Source organism: Variovorax sp. YR266 (genome assembly GCF_900107295.1).
Taxonomy (GTDB): domain Bacteria; phylum Pseudomonadota; class Gammaproteobacteria; order Burkholderiales; family Burkholderiaceae_C; genus Variovorax.
Genome location: NZ_FNPM01000006.1, coordinates 313,450 through 328,010, shown reverse-complemented (window position 1 = coordinate 328,010; position 14,561 = coordinate 313,450). Strand labels below are relative to the sequence as shown.

Below are 14,561 nucleotides of genomic sequence, written 5' to 3'. Positions count from 1 at the left end.
CGGCGTCGCCAAAACACTACGCCCCTTCGCGTAACAGGCCTTCACGGCTTGATGCGGGATCGGCGATGCTCAAGGCATGCTCGCAAATTCACGACCGCCCCAACGCCCCGGATGGCGCGCCGCCGCACTGATCTACACGATCACCGGCGCCGTCTGCATCCTGGCCTGCGCCGTCGTGCCCGACAGCGAGGCCGGCATGCTGGTCGCCATCGCGGGCGGGTTGCCGTGGTCGCTGAGCCTGCTGACGCTCGACCTCTCGCCCGGCGTCGCGAACACGGCGCTGATGATGCTGGCCGGTAGCTGGGCGATCAATGCCGCGCTGCTGTGGTGGCTGGCGCTGCGGCGGCCCGGGCACCATGGGCCGTCGCACCCGGCATAGCGTCACCCTCCGCGGCATCGGCATCCAGCCCCAGGTAGGCGCGCCGCAGCTCCGGCCGCGCCATCAGTTCTTCCGGCCGGCCCAGCGCGACGATGCGCCCTTCTTCCAGCACCGCGGCGCGCTCGGCCACATCGAGCGCCATGCCCACGTTCTGCTCCACCAGCAGCACCGCGATGCCGTCGGCATGGATGCGCCGGATGGCGGTGAACATGTCGAGCACGATGCTCGGCGCCAGCCCCAGCGAGGGCTCGTCGAGCAGCAGCAGCTTGGGGCGCGCCATGAGCGCGCGGCCGATGGCCACCATCTGCTGCTGGCCGCCCGATAGCGACCCGGCGGGCTGCTCCAGCTTTTGGGTCAGCGCCGGGAACAGCGTGCAGACGTGCTCCATCGAGCGAGCGCGCTCCAGCCGCGCCGCGCGCAGGTAGCTGCCGAGCTCCAGGTTCTCGCGCACCGTCATCTCGGTGAACAGGCGCCGCCCCTCCGGCACCAGCGCAATGCCCTGGGCGCAGAAGCGATGCGGCGCCAGGCGCGAGATGTCCTGCCCCTCGAAACGCATGCGCCCGGCGCTGATGCGGTGCAGCCCCGCCACCGCATTGATGAGCGTGCTCTTGCCCGCGCTGTTCGGCCCGACGATGCACAGCAGTTCGCCCTTGCCGATGGACAGCGACACATCCCACAGCGCGGTGGCCTGCCCGTAGGCGACGCGGATGGATTCGAGTTCAAGCATGGGCCAGCTCCCTTTCGACACCCACCGCGGACGACTCGGCAGTTGGCGCGGCGGGCGCCTCCGGCTCCATGGCCTGGCCCAGGTAGGCCGACACCACTTCGGGCCGCTGCATCACGTCATGCGGCGCGCCTTCGGCCAGCACCTCGCCGCGGTTGAAGACCACGATGCGGTCGCACAGCGCCATCACCGCGCGCATCACGTGCTCGACGAAGACGATGGTCGCGCCCTGGTCGCGGATGCGGCGGATCAACGCCACGGCCTCGTCGATTTCTGACGGAGTGAGGCCCGACAGCACCTCGTCGAGCATCAGCACCTGCGGCCGCGAGGCCAGTGCGCGCGCGAACTCCAGGAACTTGCGCTGGTGCAGGTTCAGTTCCGCCGGCAAGGCGTGCGCGCGCTCGGTCAGGCCAGTGAAGGCCAGCCATTGCCAGGCTTCGGCCTCGGCCGTCCTGCGGTCGAGCGCGGCGGCGCCGAACATCGCCGGCAGCGCCACGTTCTCCAGCACCGTCAGGTGCGCGAAGGGACGCGGGATCTGGTACGTGCGCGCAATGCCGCCCTGCGCGATGCGGTGCGCCGGCACGCCCGAGATGCGTCGCCCCTCGAACTCGATGACCCCGGCGGTCACCGCATAGTGGCCACTCGCGACATTGATGAAGGTCGACTTGCCAGAGCCGTTGGGCCCGAGCAGGCCGAGGATCTCGCCGCGCCGCACTTCGAGGCTCACACCGCGCAGCGCGTGCACGCCCTTGAAGGACTTGCGCACGCCCTCGGCACGCAGCAGCACCTCGCCTGTGATACCCGCGGGCTTCCGCACTTCATCAGCCACGGCCACGTGGACCGGCGCGGACGAGGCGGCGGGCGCACCGCGCCGAGCGCTCCACCACTTCAGCGCCTGCCCCAGCAGGCCTTCGGGCATGAAGAGGATCACCACGATCAGCACCAGCCCCGTCATGCCCTTGCCGATGATCGCGCTGTCGCCGCCCGTGAAGGCATACAGCAGCAGCGTGATCGCCGTCGCGCCGACGATCGGCCCGGCCCAGTGGCGCGTGCCGCCGAGCACCGACATCAGCACCACCGTGAGCGGCATCGCGATGGTGAAGGTATCGCCCGTGGTCACGTACGACACGAAGAGCGCATGCACGCCGCCCACCACGCCCGCCAGCCCGCACGAGAGCGCGAAGGCGCCGAGCTTGAAGCGGTACGTCGGCACGCCCATCACCTCGGCCACGTCTTCGTCGTCATGAATGGCGAACAGCCCGGTGCCGAAGCGCGAGTGGTACACGGCCAGCGACGCCAGCACCGTCAGCACTGCTACGCCCAGCGCCAGCAGATAGAAGGTGCCCGAGGCCGTCGGCCCGATCTGCGGCACCGCCACCGCGCTCATGTACACGCCGGGGCCGCCATCGATGGGCGTGTTGAGGATGATGGTCGCCACCACGAAGGTCGCCGCCAGCGTGAGCAGCGAGAACAGCTCGGCGCGCACCGCCTGCACGCGGAAAGCCACGGCGCCCAGCAGCGTGCCGAACAGCGCGGCCACCACGGCGGCGGCCAGCAGCGTCCAGAGAAACGGAATGTCGAAGCGCGTTGCCAGCGTGGCCGTGGTGTACATGCCGATGCCGAAGAACGCACCGTGCCCGAACGAGAAATACCCCGAGTAGCCCGACAGCAGGTTCCACGAGGTGGCCAGCGCGACCCAGTGCAGCACCAGGTACAGGATCGACTCATAGAACGCCGGCAGCCCGAGCCACGGCACCACGGCAAGCCCCGCGCCGGCCGCAAGAATCAGCAGGAACGAGCGCTTCATGCCACCCTCCCCGGCCGCACCAGCAGCACGAACATCAGCAGCGAGAACGACACCAGCGGCGCCCACGATGGCGCGGTGACGGTCATGGTGACGGCCTCGGTCACGCCGATGATGCAACCCGCGATCAGCGGCCCGAGCGGGCGGCCGAGCCCGCCCAGCATCACGGCCGCGAACACCACGCCGATCCACGCATAGATCTGCGAGGGCGACAGCGTGTACGCCAGCGCAATGCACACGCCCGCCACGCCGGCCAGCGCCGCGTTGAGGCCCGAGAGCATCAGCGCCAGCGCGTTCTGGTTCACACCGAAGGCGGCGGCGATGGGTGCGTCTTCAGCGGCGGCGCGCATCGCCTTGCCCAGGTCGGTGCGGCGCAGCGCGAACCACACTGCCAGCGATATGCCCACGCCCAGCGCCAGCGTGATGAGCTCGGGCACCGGCAGGTAGAGCGGGCCGATCTGCAGCTTGTGCTCCGCGTAGCTCGATTCGAGCTTGCGGTAGTCGGCCGTCCAGGTCCACTGCAAGAGCGCCTCGATGATCACTGTGATGCCGAAGGTCACAAGCAGCGAGTTGAAGGGGCTCACCCGAAAGCGCGTCAGTACCCAGTGCAGTGCCACGCCCAACACGAAGAACAGCGGCACGATCACCACCAGCGTGAGCAGCGGATCGACACCATGGTGGCTCGACAGTTCGTAAGTGAGATAGGCGCCAAGAAAGGCGAGCGCGAAGTGCGCGAGGTTGATCTGCCGCAGCATCCCCCACGACAGGCTGAGGCCGAGCCCCAGCAGGCCGTAGAGCGCCCCGGTGAACAGGCCCGCCAGGATCGACTGGGCCAGCAGCGTGGCACTGGGGAAGCTCATTAGCTGGTCACCCCGCGCGTCTGCAGCTTCGCGCCGGGGGCGGCCCACTCCTTCGGCCACACCACCACCCACTTGCCGTTCTGCACCTGCTTCACCTTGCCCAGGTCGTCGCCGAAGTTGCCGCGCTCGTTGAAGCGCAGCTTGCCCTGGATGGTGTCGACCTTGTTCGCGCGCAGCCAGGTGGCCATGGCCTTGTCGTCGATGCCCTTGGTGGCGACCACGGCGGCCTCGATGATCTGCCAGGCCGAGAACGACGCGGCGGCTTGTGTCTCCACCGCCGTGTCGGGCATGCCGGCCTTGGCCGCGCGCTCGCGGTAGACCTTCACGAACTCGGCGGCCGTCGGGTTGTCGGTAAACGGCGGATGGTCTTCGAAGATGGTGGTGGCCAATGCGCCGTTGGCCTCGGGCGCCTTGAGCATCGGCGCGGGCGCGGGCACGTGATAGAAGTGATGCAGCGGCGCGTAGTCGATCTTCTTCATCGCATCGAGCAGCTGATTGCCCTCGAGGCCGATGGCGCCGTTCCAGATGAAGTCGGGGTTGGCCTCCTTCAGCCGGCCTGCGATGGGGCCGAAGTCGCGGTTGCCGAAGTCCCATTCGAGGAACAGCACTTCCTTCAGGCCGCGCTGCTTGGCCACCTCGCGCGCGCCCAGCGCCACGAAGTGCACCGAGGGGAACTTGCTGGTGACGATGGCGATGGTCTTCGGCGGCTTGGGCGAGGTGGCCAGCGCATCCATGACCATGGCGGGCATCGTCTTCTCGGGGTCGGGGCCGAGCGACCACGCCGGAAACTGCTGGTCGTACTTGGCCAGGCTCGGAATGCCGAAGGTGTGGTGCACCAGCGTCTTGTTGTAGCGCTGGGCCACGCCCATGGCCGAAAGAATCGCGCCCGTGGCATACGGGCCGATGAGCAGGTCGACCTTGTCGGCCGTCACGAGCTGCTCGTACAGCGTGCGCGCGAGGTCGGGCTTGGACTGGTCGTCCTTCAGCACCCACTCCACCGGCCGGCCGAGCAGGCCGCCGCGCTGGTTGAGCGACTCCACGTAGATCTCGCCCGTGAGCTTGTGCACGAGCCCCGTGGCCGAGAGCGGCCCGGTGAGCGCCAGCGTGCCGCCCACGCGGATGGGCTTGCCCGAAGGCTGCTGTGCGGCGGCGGTGCCGCTGAACAGCGCGCCAGTGCCGAGGGCACCGAAAGCGCTGGCGGCCGCGACGAAGGAACGACGATCGATGCTCATTTTTTGTCTCCGTAATTGTTTTGGTCAGCGCGGCCTTGGTGCTGCTGCCGCTGCTCAGTCTCCGTCGACGACGGGGTTCGAAAGAAGGCCCACGCCTTCGATCTCCACTTCACACACGTCGCCGGCCTTCATGAAGATCTGCGGCTTGCGCGCCAGGCCCACGCCCGAGGGCGTGCCGGCGATGATGATGTCGCCCGGCTGCAGCGCGAAGGGCTCGGAGCACACCGACACCAGCGTGGCGACGTCGAAGATCATGTCGCGCGTGTTCGCGTCCTGCAGCACGGTGCCGTTCAGGCGCGTCTGCAGCTTCAGGCCGGTGGCGCCCGCGGGCAGCTCGTCGGCGGTGACGAACTCGGGGCCGAAGGAGCCCGAGCGGTCGAAGTTCTTGCCCATCATCCATTGCGCCGACTTGAACTGGTAGTCGCGGATGGAGCCGTCGTTGAACACCGAGTAGCCCGCCACGTGGTTCAGCGCATCGCCCTTTTTGATGTAGCGCCCGGCCTTGCCGATCACCACCAGCAGCTCGCCTTCGTAGTCGAACTGCGTCGACACGTGCGGACGCACGATCGGCTGCTTGTGGCCGACCCAAGACGACGGAAAGCGATGGAACAGCACCGGGTAGGTCGGCGGGTCGAATTTGCTTTCGGCCGCATGGTCGATGTAGTTGAGGCCCACGGCAATGGCCTTGGAGGGCGATTGCACCGGCGGCAGCCAGTCGATGCCTGCGAGCGGCAGGCGCGCGCGGGCCGCGTCGCCGGCCTTCTTCGCGGCGGCCATGGCTTCGGGGCCGGCGCGCAGCAGTTCATCGAGCGTGGCGGGCAGGCCTTCGGCGGTGAGGTCGACGACCTCCTGGCCGAGGCGCAGGCCGAGGGCCGGCTTGCCGTTATGGTTGAAGGCGAGGAGACGCATGGGATTCCTTTGTGATTCGGATGCAGAGAAGAAACGGTCTCAGGCCTTGGCGGCCTCGACCTCGAAATTGGTGACGAAGTCCTCGGGCACTTTCGGGCCCCAGGCGTAGAAGGAGTCTTCGGGCGGGTGGTCGGCGGCGCGCCAGTCGTAGTCGCCGGGCACGAAGTCCATGTCGCAGGAGTACTCCGAGTAGCTGCCCCACGGGTCGCGCACGTAGTGGAAGTAGTTCGAGCCCAGCACGTGGCGCCCCACGCCCCAGCCGCGCACGTGGCCGGCCGCATACATCTGCTCCATGCCCCGGCCGACTTCGTCGATGTTCGCGACGTCCCAGCTCAGGTGGTGCAGCCCCGGGCCGTTCGAATGCGCCATCGCAATCAGGTGGTGGTCGCTGCCGTGCACGCCGTGCATGAACACGATGAGATCGCCCGAGCGGTCGGTAACGCGCAAGCCCAGCGCGTCTTCGTAAAAGCGCAAAGCCTCTGGCACCTTGGCGCAGAACATCAGGATGTGCGAGAGCCGGCGCGGATGCACCTTCGGAATGCGCGCGCGGTTCGGCGAGGCGCCAGTGCCCACGGGCGGGCGCGGCGCGACGACGGGCTCGCTGCCCGCGTCCGGCGCGCTCTTCGCGGCCACGACGACCTGCACCGGAAAACCCTCCGGGTGCAGCACCCACAGGCCGCGGTCGTCGCCCAGCGGGTGCGGCGAGCAGCGCGGCACGCCCAGGCGCTCGATGCGCGCGGCGATGGCGTCGAAGTCTTCCGCGAAGCAGGCGAAACGCAGGTACTGCAGCTTCTTCACCCCGGGCGCCTGGTACAGCGAACCCCAGGCGTGCGGGTGGCCTGCGGTGTACAGGTCGAGCCGGTCGCCCTCACGTTTCGGCTCCAGCCCGAAGGCGTCGTAGAAGCGCGCGGCCTCGTCGAGGTCGGGCACGGTGAAGACGAAGGCATCGAGCGAATGAACGCTGTGCAACGCCGCGCGCTCGGGGCTTTTGTGGGTGCGAAGCTGGATATCGGCCATGTCGTATGTCTCCAATCGGCTATCCATGTTGGAACAAATAATATATTCTTTCAATGTTAGTCTATTGTTTAGCCATCCATGGATCATTAGGGTTAACAAGTAACATCAGGCCGTTTTTCGCGGTGACGGGAGTGCAATGAACGAAAAAACGAAAGGCATGAGCCAGACACGACAGGTGTTCACCGAGCTGCGCACGGCCATCGTGGGCGGGCGGCTGCTGCCGGGCTCGAAGCTCAACATCGCCGCGCTGGCCGAAGAGCTGGACGTGAGCGCAGGCGCGGTGCGCGAAGGCCTCGCCATGCTGGAAGCCGAGGCGCTGGTGGTGTCGGAGCCGGCGCGCGGCTACCGCGTGAGCCCCATTTCAGCGACCGACCTCGAAGAGCTGGTGAAGGCACGCATCGAGATCGAAAAGCTGTGCCTCGCTGAAGCCATCCGCCACGGCGACCTCGCCTGGGAAGGCAGCGTGGTCTCGGCGCACCACCGCCTCTCGCGGCTGGCCGAGCGCGACGCGGCCATGCCCACGATGCTGAGTGCCGAATGGACGGCGAGCCACGCGGAGTTCCACAACGCGTTGGTGGCGGGCTGCCCGAACGGTTGGCTGCTGCGCATGCACCAGATGCTCTACCAGCAGAGCGAACGCTACCGGCAGCTGTCGGCGCCGCTGTCGAAGCAGGCGCGTGACGTGGGGGCCGAACACCAGGCGCTGCTCGATGCGGTGCTCAACCGAGACATCCAGGCGGCGCAGACGCTGATTGCCGAGCACCTGCAGACCACCGGCCGCCTGCTGATGACGGCGCTGAAGGCGAGCCCGCCGGCCGACAGATAGGAGGCAGGCATTTCGGTGCGATCATCTCGCCCCGATCTCCTCCACAAAGCGCCTCCACGAAGGCTTTTCCCCGATGCCCCAAGACCTGCTGCAAGTCAACGCGCCGCTGATCGGCGTTCCCGGCGGACGCCATCTTCTCGACACCCCCGCCCTGCTGATCGAGCTGCCCGCGATGACGCGCAACATCGAACGAATGGCTGCCTTTGCCAAGGCCCACGGCGTCAACCTGCGCCCGCACGTGAAGACGCACAAGTCGGTCGAGATCGCACGGCGCCAGGTGGCGGCCGGCGCCGTCGGCGTGAGCTGCGTCACGCTGGGCGAGGCGGAGGTGATGGTCCAGGGCGGCATTCCGGGCGTGCTCATCACCTCGCCCGCAGTCACGCCGAGCAAGATCGCGCGGCTCATCAAGCTGGCGCAGCGCGCGCGCCCAGGCGACGTGATGGTGGTGGTCGACAACCCGCAGAACCTGGCCGACCTGGCGCGCGCCGCGAGCGAACTCACGCACCCGCTCGACGTGCTGGTGGACTACGGCGCGGGCTACAACCGCACCGGCGCCGCCACGCAGGCGAAGGTGCTCGAGCTGGCGGCGCTGGCAGCTGCCGAGCCACGCCTGCGACTGCGCGGACTGCAGTCGTATGCGGGCAACCTGCAGCACATCGTGTCGCGCGACGAGCGCAGCGCGGCGGCGGCCGGCCTGCGCGAAACCGTGGCGGGCATCGTCGCGGCGGCAAAGCGGCAGGGCCTGAACTTCGACATCGTGACGGGCGCGGGCACCGGCACGCACGACCTCGATTCGCAGGAAAACGCGTTCACCGAACTGCAGGCGGGCTCGTATGTGTTCATGGACGCCGAATACACGAGCGTGCTGGCCAGCGGCGAACAGCCCTCGCCCTTCGACGTCTCGCTGTTCGTGCAGACGGCGGTGGTCAGCACGAATGCGCCCGACTGGGTGACGGTGGACGGCGGCACCAAGTGCTTCTCGACCGACAGCGGCGTGCCGCTGGTGGCGAAAGGCGCCGACGCGTCGAGCCGCTACGCCTTCTTCGGCGACGAGCACGGCAAGCTGATGCTGCCCCCGGGCTCGCAGGCGCAGCGGCCGGCGCTGGGCGCTCGCGTGGAGTTCATCACCCCGCACTGCGACCCCACGGTCAATCTGCATGACGCGTACCACGTGGTCGAAGGCGGCACGCTGGTCGCCATCTGGCCGGTGGACGCGCGCGGCCGGCGGTAAGGGATAGGAACGGGCGGCATAAGAAAACTCGAAAAGCGTATTTCACAAGGGCCCCGCCACGGGGGACAGTCGGGCGCCTGTCTCTCTCCTTCCGGGCGCCCTTCCGGGGCCGCCCAGCCTCCATGGAATCCATCCAAGCAACGACGCGGCCCGCAACGCACGTCCCAGGCGTGCAAGCGCCTTCCTCGCAGCAGCTCGCAGCCCGCTTCCGCCCCATCTTCCAGCGCATCGCCGAGCATGCGGCGCAGCGCGAGAACGAACGCGAGCTCGCCTACGAGCCCGTGGCCTGGCTCAACGCAGAGCGCTTCGGCGCGCTGCGTGTGCCGCTCGAACATGGCGGCCTGGGCGGCTCGGTCGAACAGCTCTACGACCTGCTCGTCGAACTCGGCGAGGCCGACTCCAACCTGCCGCAGATCCTGCGCGCGCATTTCGGCTTCATCGAACGGCTGTTCGCGGAGATCGACCCCGCCCTGCAAGGCCCGTGGATGCGCCTCGCGGCCGAGGGTGTGATCTTCGGCAACGCCACCACCGAGCTTGGCGAAGGCCCGCTCGGGGCACTGCAGACCACGCTGAAGCGCGACGGCGACGCGTGGCGGCTCGATGGCGACAAGTACTACAGCACCGGCACGCTGTACGCCGACTGGATCTCGGTTTCAGCCCAGCGCTTGAACGACGACGGCAGCAGCGATCGCGTGATTGCGCTCGTGCCGGCCGAAGCACAGGGCGTGGAGCGCGTGGACGACTGGCGCGGTTTCGGCCAGCGGCTGAGCGCATCGGGCACCACGCGCTTTCGCAACGTGCGGGTGAAAGCCGAGAACGTGCTGCTGTACGTGCGCGACCAGCCCACTCCGCTGACCGCGCATTTCCAGCTCACGCACCTCGCCACGCTGGCCGGCATTGCCCGCGCCATCGTGCGCGACGCCGTGGCCTTCGTGCAGCCGCGCAAGCGCGTCTACAGCCACGGCAGCGGCGACACGCCGCGCGAAGATCCGCTGGTGCAGCAGGTCATCGGCCAGCTTGCGAGCACGGCGTTCATCGCGACCTCGACCGTGCAGGCCGTGGCGCGCGGGCTGGGCGAAGTCGACCGCTTCCGCCAACGCGGCGAAGCCGTGCCCGAAAGCCTGCTGTTCGAGGTAGAGCTGAACACCGCCAAGGCACAGGCCGGCATCGTTGATGCGGTGCTGCAGGCGGGCACGCGGCTGTTCGACATCGGCGGCGCCTCGGCGCTGCAGGAAGACCGACGGCTAGACCGGCACTGGCGCAATGCGCGCACGCTGGCGTCGCACAACCCGACCATCTACAAGGGGCGCGTGGTGGGCGACCATCTGCTCAACGGGGCAAGGCCGACTTTCTATTGGGCGGTGGGAAGCAGCAGCGCTTAAAGTCGCGGGTCTTTCACCCGACCCGTCTTCTTTCATGCGCCGATTGCTGCTCGCCCTTCTTCCCCTCGCCACCGTCATTGCCGGCTGTGCCACTCCCGTGACCGGCGTGGTGCGTCTCTACGACGGGATCCTTCGGGCGGCGAGTCCGCAGGAAGCGGAGGCCTACTGCCGCAAGGACGGAAACCCGATCCGCTTTCTGGAGCAGGCCGATGCGCCGAACACACCGGGCAGCGGCGTGCTCTTCAGGTGCGACTGAAGGAAGTGCGTCAGACGCGCGGAAGCGCCGCCAGGAAGGTGGACACGACAATCGCGGCGGCGCGGTCGAGCTGCAGGATGTCTCCCACTTCGAAAGCGTGCGGCGCTGTGCGTCCACTCGAACCGAGTGGTTTGCGGATCTCGACAAGAACTTCGGCCGCCAGCTCGCGGTCACTGCGCGGCTGGCCGTCGGGGTGCATCACCCATTCATCGACTTGATCGAATGGAATGCTGCGAAAGACCCCCACGATGGGGATGTACTTGTAGCGATCCTCGCCCACCAGAATGGGCACGCTGAGGTTGCAAAAAAACGTGGTCGTCGACATGCAGGATCGCCGTCGCTAAGCAAAGCTTTCAATTGTTAATGAGTGCGCTGTCAGGAGCCATCCTCCGCGGAAGCCATCAGAGAGGAAGACGTGACCTTCTGCACACAAATTGCCTCCATTCCCGTCCATTCTCCCTTTAAAACAACTACTTAATTCTTACACAAAGACACTTAAAAAGCACTTTGCATTCTTTTCGGCTGTTTGGGCGCGAGATTGAAGGGCCCGCCCACAGGCAAACGCGGGCTCGACTGCACCCGTAGAAGATGGGGTGCGAGGGTGCGCGAAGTTCGGCCCCCGCGGGCTGGGGGATTACCCGGCTGCCCGGGCACAAATGATGAGTCGCACGGGCCCGGGAGCCCGGCGGATCAGGCCGGAGCGCTGAAACGCGGCGCGCGCCGCTCGATGTTGGCCTTCACGGCTTCGACCTGGTTCGGGCTGCCGATCAGGGCCTTCTGCTCTACCGACTCGGCCAGCAGCATCTCGGCTGCGCTGTGCGATGCCGACGCGTTGAGCAGCCGCTTGCCGGCGCGGATCGCGTCGGGGCTCTTGCCGGCGATCTCGTGTGCCATCTGCAGTGCCTCGGCCAGCGGATCGGCTGCGACGCGGGTGGCGAAGCCGATGCGCAAGGCTTCCTCGCCCGAGAAGATGCGGCCCGTGAAGGTGAGTTCGCGCACCACGTCGCTGTGGGCGAGTTCGCGCATCAGCACCATGCCGGCCATGTCGGGCACCAGGCCCCACTTGATTTCCATCACCGAAAGCTTGGTGTCGGGCGCGACGATGCGGATGTCCGCACCCAGCGCTACCTGCAAGCCGCCGCCGAAGGCCACGCCATGCACGGCGGCAATGACCGGCACCGGCACCTCGCGCCAGACCATCGCCACCTGCTGCGCGGCGTTCGAGATACCGTGTGTGCGCACCAGCAGGTCGGCGCCGGCAGCGCCCTCGCCCAGCACTCCGGAGCCCGCGCCTTGCTTCTGCATGCGCTCGAAAGACGCCATGTCGAGCCCCGCGCAGAAAGCCTTGCCGCGGCCCGAGATCACCACGGCCCGCACCGCCTTGTCGTCGCGCAGCGCCTCGCCGGCTTCGATCAGCGCGTCGAACATCGCGGGGTCGAGCGCGTTCATCTTGTCGGCGCGTGCGAGCTGCAGTTCCACCACGCCGTCGGCGTGGCGGGTCCATTCGATGCGGTCGGTCATTCGATGTCTCCTGGGCGGTTGCCGCGCCAGTATCGCCGGGTGCGGCGCCCGGCGATGATCGTGGCTGTCGCCTACACAACAACACCCACTGCCATGCCCCTGGATCGTCGTCACTTTCTTCTGCAATCGGGCTCCGCCGCTGCCGTGGTGGCGCTCTTCGGCCAGGGTTGCGCCGTGCCTTCCTCGCCCACGGGCCGCGGCAACGTGCTGGGTTTCACGGGCGTGCCGGCCTCGTTGCGCGACGGCATCGTCGTGCCGCCCGAATACGAGTGGCAATTGCTCTATCCCTGGGGCACGCCCACCGGCGTCGCGGGCAGCATGCCGGCCTTCGCGCCCGATGCCGGCAACAGCGCCGACGACCAGGCCGTGCAGGCCGGCATGCATCACGACGGCATGCACTTCTTCGCGCTCGACGCAAGCGGCGACCGCGGCCTGCTCGTGATGAACCACGAATACACCGACGAGCAACTGCTGCACACCGACGGCGTCAAGGCGTGGACCGCCGAGAAGGTGCGCAAGTCGCTGCACGCCATGGGTGTCTCGGTGATCGAGATCCGGTGCACCGGCCAGGGGTGGCAGCAGGTGCGGCCCTCGCCCTTTGCACGTCGCGTGCACGGCAACACGCCGATGCGCATCACCGGCCCCGCCGCGGGCACGCCGCTGATGCGCACTGCCGCCAACCCGGCGGGCGACGCGGTGTTCGGCACCTTCGCCAACTGCGCAATGGGCGTCACGCCCTGGGGCACCTACCTCACCTGCGAGGAAAACTTCCATGGCTATTTCGGCGGCCCGAAGGAAGCGGCTCAGGGCGCAACGGCGGCGCAGCGCCGCTACGGCACGGTGGCCGGCTCGCAGTGGGTCGAGTACTGGCGCTTCGACGAGCGCTTCGACCTGAGCCGGCATCCGAACGAGCCGCACCGCTTCGGCTGGGTGGTCGAAATCGACCCCTTCGATCCGACCGCCGCTCCCATCAAGCGCACCGCACTCGGCCGCAAGCGGCAAGAGAGCGCCACCTGCACCGTCGCCAGGGACGGCCGGCTGGTGGTCTACATGGGCGACGACTCGCGCTTCGAATACATCTACAAGTTCATCAGCCGCGAGAAGGTGCGTCCCGGCACCGATGCCGCCGCTCGTGCCGCCAACCGCCACCTGCTGGACGACGGCACCCTCCACGTGGCGCGCTACGACGCCGGCGGCCGCGGCCGGTGGCTCGAGCTCGTGCACGGCCGCGACGGCCTCGACGCGGCGCACGGCTTCGCCGACCAGGCCGAGGTGCTGATCCATGCGCGGCTGGCGGGCGACGTCGTAGGCGGCACGAAGATGGACCGCCCCGAGTGGATTGCCATCCACCCGCAAAGCGGCGAGGTCTACGTCACCCTCACCAACAACAGCCAGCGCGGCGACGCCGGCAAGCCCGCCCCCGACGCGGCCAACCCGCGTGCCAACAACCTCTTCGGCGGCATCCTGCGCTGGCGCGAGGACGGCGGCGACGCCGCCAGCACCGGCTTTGCCTGGGACCACTTCGCGCTCGCCGGCGATCCGGCGCAGCCCGGCAGCGGCGCACGCTATCCGTCGGGCGATGCCGACATGTTCGGTGCTCCCGACGGCCTGCACTTCGACCGGGGTGGCCTGCTCTGGATCCAGACCGACCTGAGCGGCCAGGTGCTCGGCAAGCCGCCCTACACCTCGCTGGGCAACAACCAGATGCTGTGCGCCGACCCGGCTTCGGGCCGCATCAAGCGCTTTCTTACCGGGCCCAACGGCTGCGAGATCACGGGCTGCGTGGTCACGCCCGACCGGCACACGCTGTTCGTCAACATCCAGCATCCGGGCGAGGCGCGCGACGACGGCGACACCAGGCACAACAGCGCCTGGCCTGATGGCACCGAGCCGGGCAGCGCGCGGCCGCGCTCGGCAACGCTGGCAATACGCCGGCGAGACGGCGGTATCGTCGGCACCTGAGACATCGACTCAAAGCCCAAGGGAAAAGGAAGAACACCATGAGCATCCGCATCGTCCGCCTGGGCACCCCGCGTGCGCCCGGCGAAGGCCTGCGCGTCGGCACCGTGCGCCGTCCGCCGCGCGGCGTTCCGAAGACCGAGTTCGCCTCGCAGGACTGGTACGACGTGTGGTACCCGAACCTCGCGCCCTCCGTCGAGACGATGAAGCAGGCGCAGGAGGCCCAGAAAGCCGACTCGCCCGCGCAATGGAACGCCTTCGTGCGCAAGTTCAAGGCCGAGATGGCCGAGTCCGACGCGAGCCGCAGCCTCGACCTGCTGGCCGCGCTATCGCACAGCACGGCCCTGTCGGTAGGCTGCTACTGCGAGGACGAAGCACACTGCCACCGCTCCGTGCTGCGCAGCCTGCTGGCCGAGCGCGGCGCGGACATTGCGGACTGAGCAAGGGCAAAGCGAACCTCG

General features: G+C 68.2%; 15 protein-coding genes. 7 read left to right on the top strand and 8 right to left on the bottom strand.

The window, feature by feature from the left end:
• Positions 1-76 precede the first annotated feature (76 nt).
• Positions 77-379: a hypothetical protein gene (locus tag BLW48_RS18100; RefSeq protein WP_093176703.1), complete on the top strand. Its 303-nt coding sequence runs from the start codon at positions 77-79 to the stop codon at positions 377-379.
• On the opposite strand, the gene BLW48_RS18095 is transcribed toward BLW48_RS18100, so the two are convergent.
• The 6 genes from BLW48_RS18095 to BLW48_RS18070 are packed head-to-tail and all read right to left on the bottom strand — an operon-like array spanning position 309 to position 6,925.
• Positions 309-1,106: an ABC transporter ATP-binding protein gene (locus BLW48_RS18095; protein ID WP_093176701.1), complete on the bottom strand. Its 798-nt coding sequence runs from the start codon at positions 1,104-1,106 to the stop codon at positions 309-311. The genes BLW48_RS18100 and BLW48_RS18095 overlap by 71 nt on opposite strands.
• Positions 1,099-2,910: a branched-chain amino acid ABC transporter ATP-binding protein/permease gene (locus BLW48_RS18090; RefSeq protein WP_093176699.1), complete on the bottom strand. Its 1,812-nt coding sequence runs from the start codon at positions 2,908-2,910 to the stop codon at positions 1,099-1,101. The genes BLW48_RS18095 and BLW48_RS18090 overlap by 8 nt, the downstream gene beginning before the upstream one ends.
• Positions 2,907-3,767 (bottom strand): branched-chain amino acid ABC transporter permease, encoded by an 861-nt coding sequence (locus BLW48_RS18085; RefSeq protein ID WP_176928731.1) that lies wholly within the window; start codon positions 3,765-3,767, stop codon positions 2,907-2,909. The genes BLW48_RS18090 and BLW48_RS18085 overlap by 4 nt, the downstream gene beginning before the upstream one ends.
• On the bottom strand, positions 3,767-4,999 hold the full coding sequence (locus tag BLW48_RS18080; RefSeq protein WP_093052069.1) for an amino acid ABC transporter substrate-binding protein: 1,233 nt from the start codon (positions 4,997-4,999) through the stop codon (positions 3,767-3,769). The genes BLW48_RS18085 and BLW48_RS18080 overlap by 1 nt, the downstream gene beginning before the upstream one ends.
• A gap of 54 nt (positions 5,000-5,053) precedes the next feature.
• Entirely contained in the window at positions 5,054-5,908 is an 855-nt protein-coding gene (locus BLW48_RS18075) for a fumarylacetoacetate hydrolase family protein (protein WP_093176698.1), read from the bottom strand.
• A gap of 39 nt (positions 5,909-5,947) precedes the next feature.
• Entirely contained in the window at positions 5,948-6,925 is a 978-nt protein-coding gene (locus BLW48_RS18070) for a VOC family protein (RefSeq protein WP_093053158.1), read from the bottom strand.
• 157 nt (positions 6,926-7,082) lie between these two features.
• On the opposite strand from BLW48_RS18070, the gene BLW48_RS18065 reads away from it, so the two are divergent.
• The 4 genes from BLW48_RS18065 to BLW48_RS18050 all read left to right on the top strand — a co-directional run bounded on the left by BLW48_RS18065 (position 7,083) and on the right by BLW48_RS18050 (position 10,620).
• Positions 7,083-7,751, top strand: coding sequence for a GntR family transcriptional regulator (locus BLW48_RS18065; RefSeq protein WP_177142353.1), 669 nt, complete (start codon positions 7,083-7,085; stop codon positions 7,749-7,751).
• Positions 7,752-7,824: 73 nt separating this feature from the next.
• Positions 7,825-8,982, top strand: coding sequence for a DSD1 family PLP-dependent enzyme (locus BLW48_RS18060; protein WP_093176694.1), 1,158 nt, complete (start codon positions 7,825-7,827; stop codon positions 8,980-8,982).
• 122 nt (positions 8,983-9,104) lie between these two features.
• A complete protein-coding gene (locus BLW48_RS18055) occupies positions 9,105-10,364 on the top strand; it encodes an acyl-CoA dehydrogenase family protein (RefSeq protein ID WP_093176693.1) in 1,260 nt (419 codons plus the stop codon).
• Between the two features lie 34 nt (positions 10,365-10,398).
• Positions 10,399-10,620 (top strand): hypothetical protein, encoded by a 222-nt coding sequence (locus tag BLW48_RS18050; protein ID WP_093176691.1) that lies wholly within the window; start codon positions 10,399-10,401, stop codon positions 10,618-10,620.
• Between the two features lie 10 nt (positions 10,621-10,630).
• Here BLW48_RS18050 and BLW48_RS18045 read toward each other — a convergent pair whose 3' ends face one another.
• On the bottom strand, positions 10,631-10,945 hold the full coding sequence (locus BLW48_RS18045) for a hypothetical protein (RefSeq protein ID WP_093052086.1): 315 nt from the start codon (positions 10,943-10,945) through the stop codon (positions 10,631-10,633).
• A 365-nt stretch (positions 10,946-11,310) separates the two neighbouring features.
• Entirely contained in the window at positions 11,311-12,141 is an 831-nt protein-coding gene (locus BLW48_RS18040; protein ID WP_093176689.1) for a crotonase/enoyl-CoA hydratase family protein, read from the bottom strand.
• A gap of 93 nt (positions 12,142-12,234) precedes the next feature.
• On the opposite strand from BLW48_RS18040, the gene BLW48_RS18035 reads away from it, so the two are divergent.
• Positions 12,235-14,103 carry a PhoX family protein gene (locus BLW48_RS18035; protein ID WP_093053161.1) on the top strand — a complete coding sequence of 623 codons (1,869 nt, stop codon included), beginning with the start codon at positions 12,235-12,237 and terminating at the stop codon, positions 14,101-14,103.
• 38 nt (positions 14,104-14,141) lie between these two features.
• Positions 14,142-14,540, top strand: a complete 399-nt coding sequence (locus BLW48_RS18030) for a DUF488 domain-containing protein (RefSeq protein WP_093176688.1) — start codon at positions 14,142-14,144, stop codon at positions 14,538-14,540.
• Positions 14,541-14,561 lie beyond the last annotated feature (21 nt).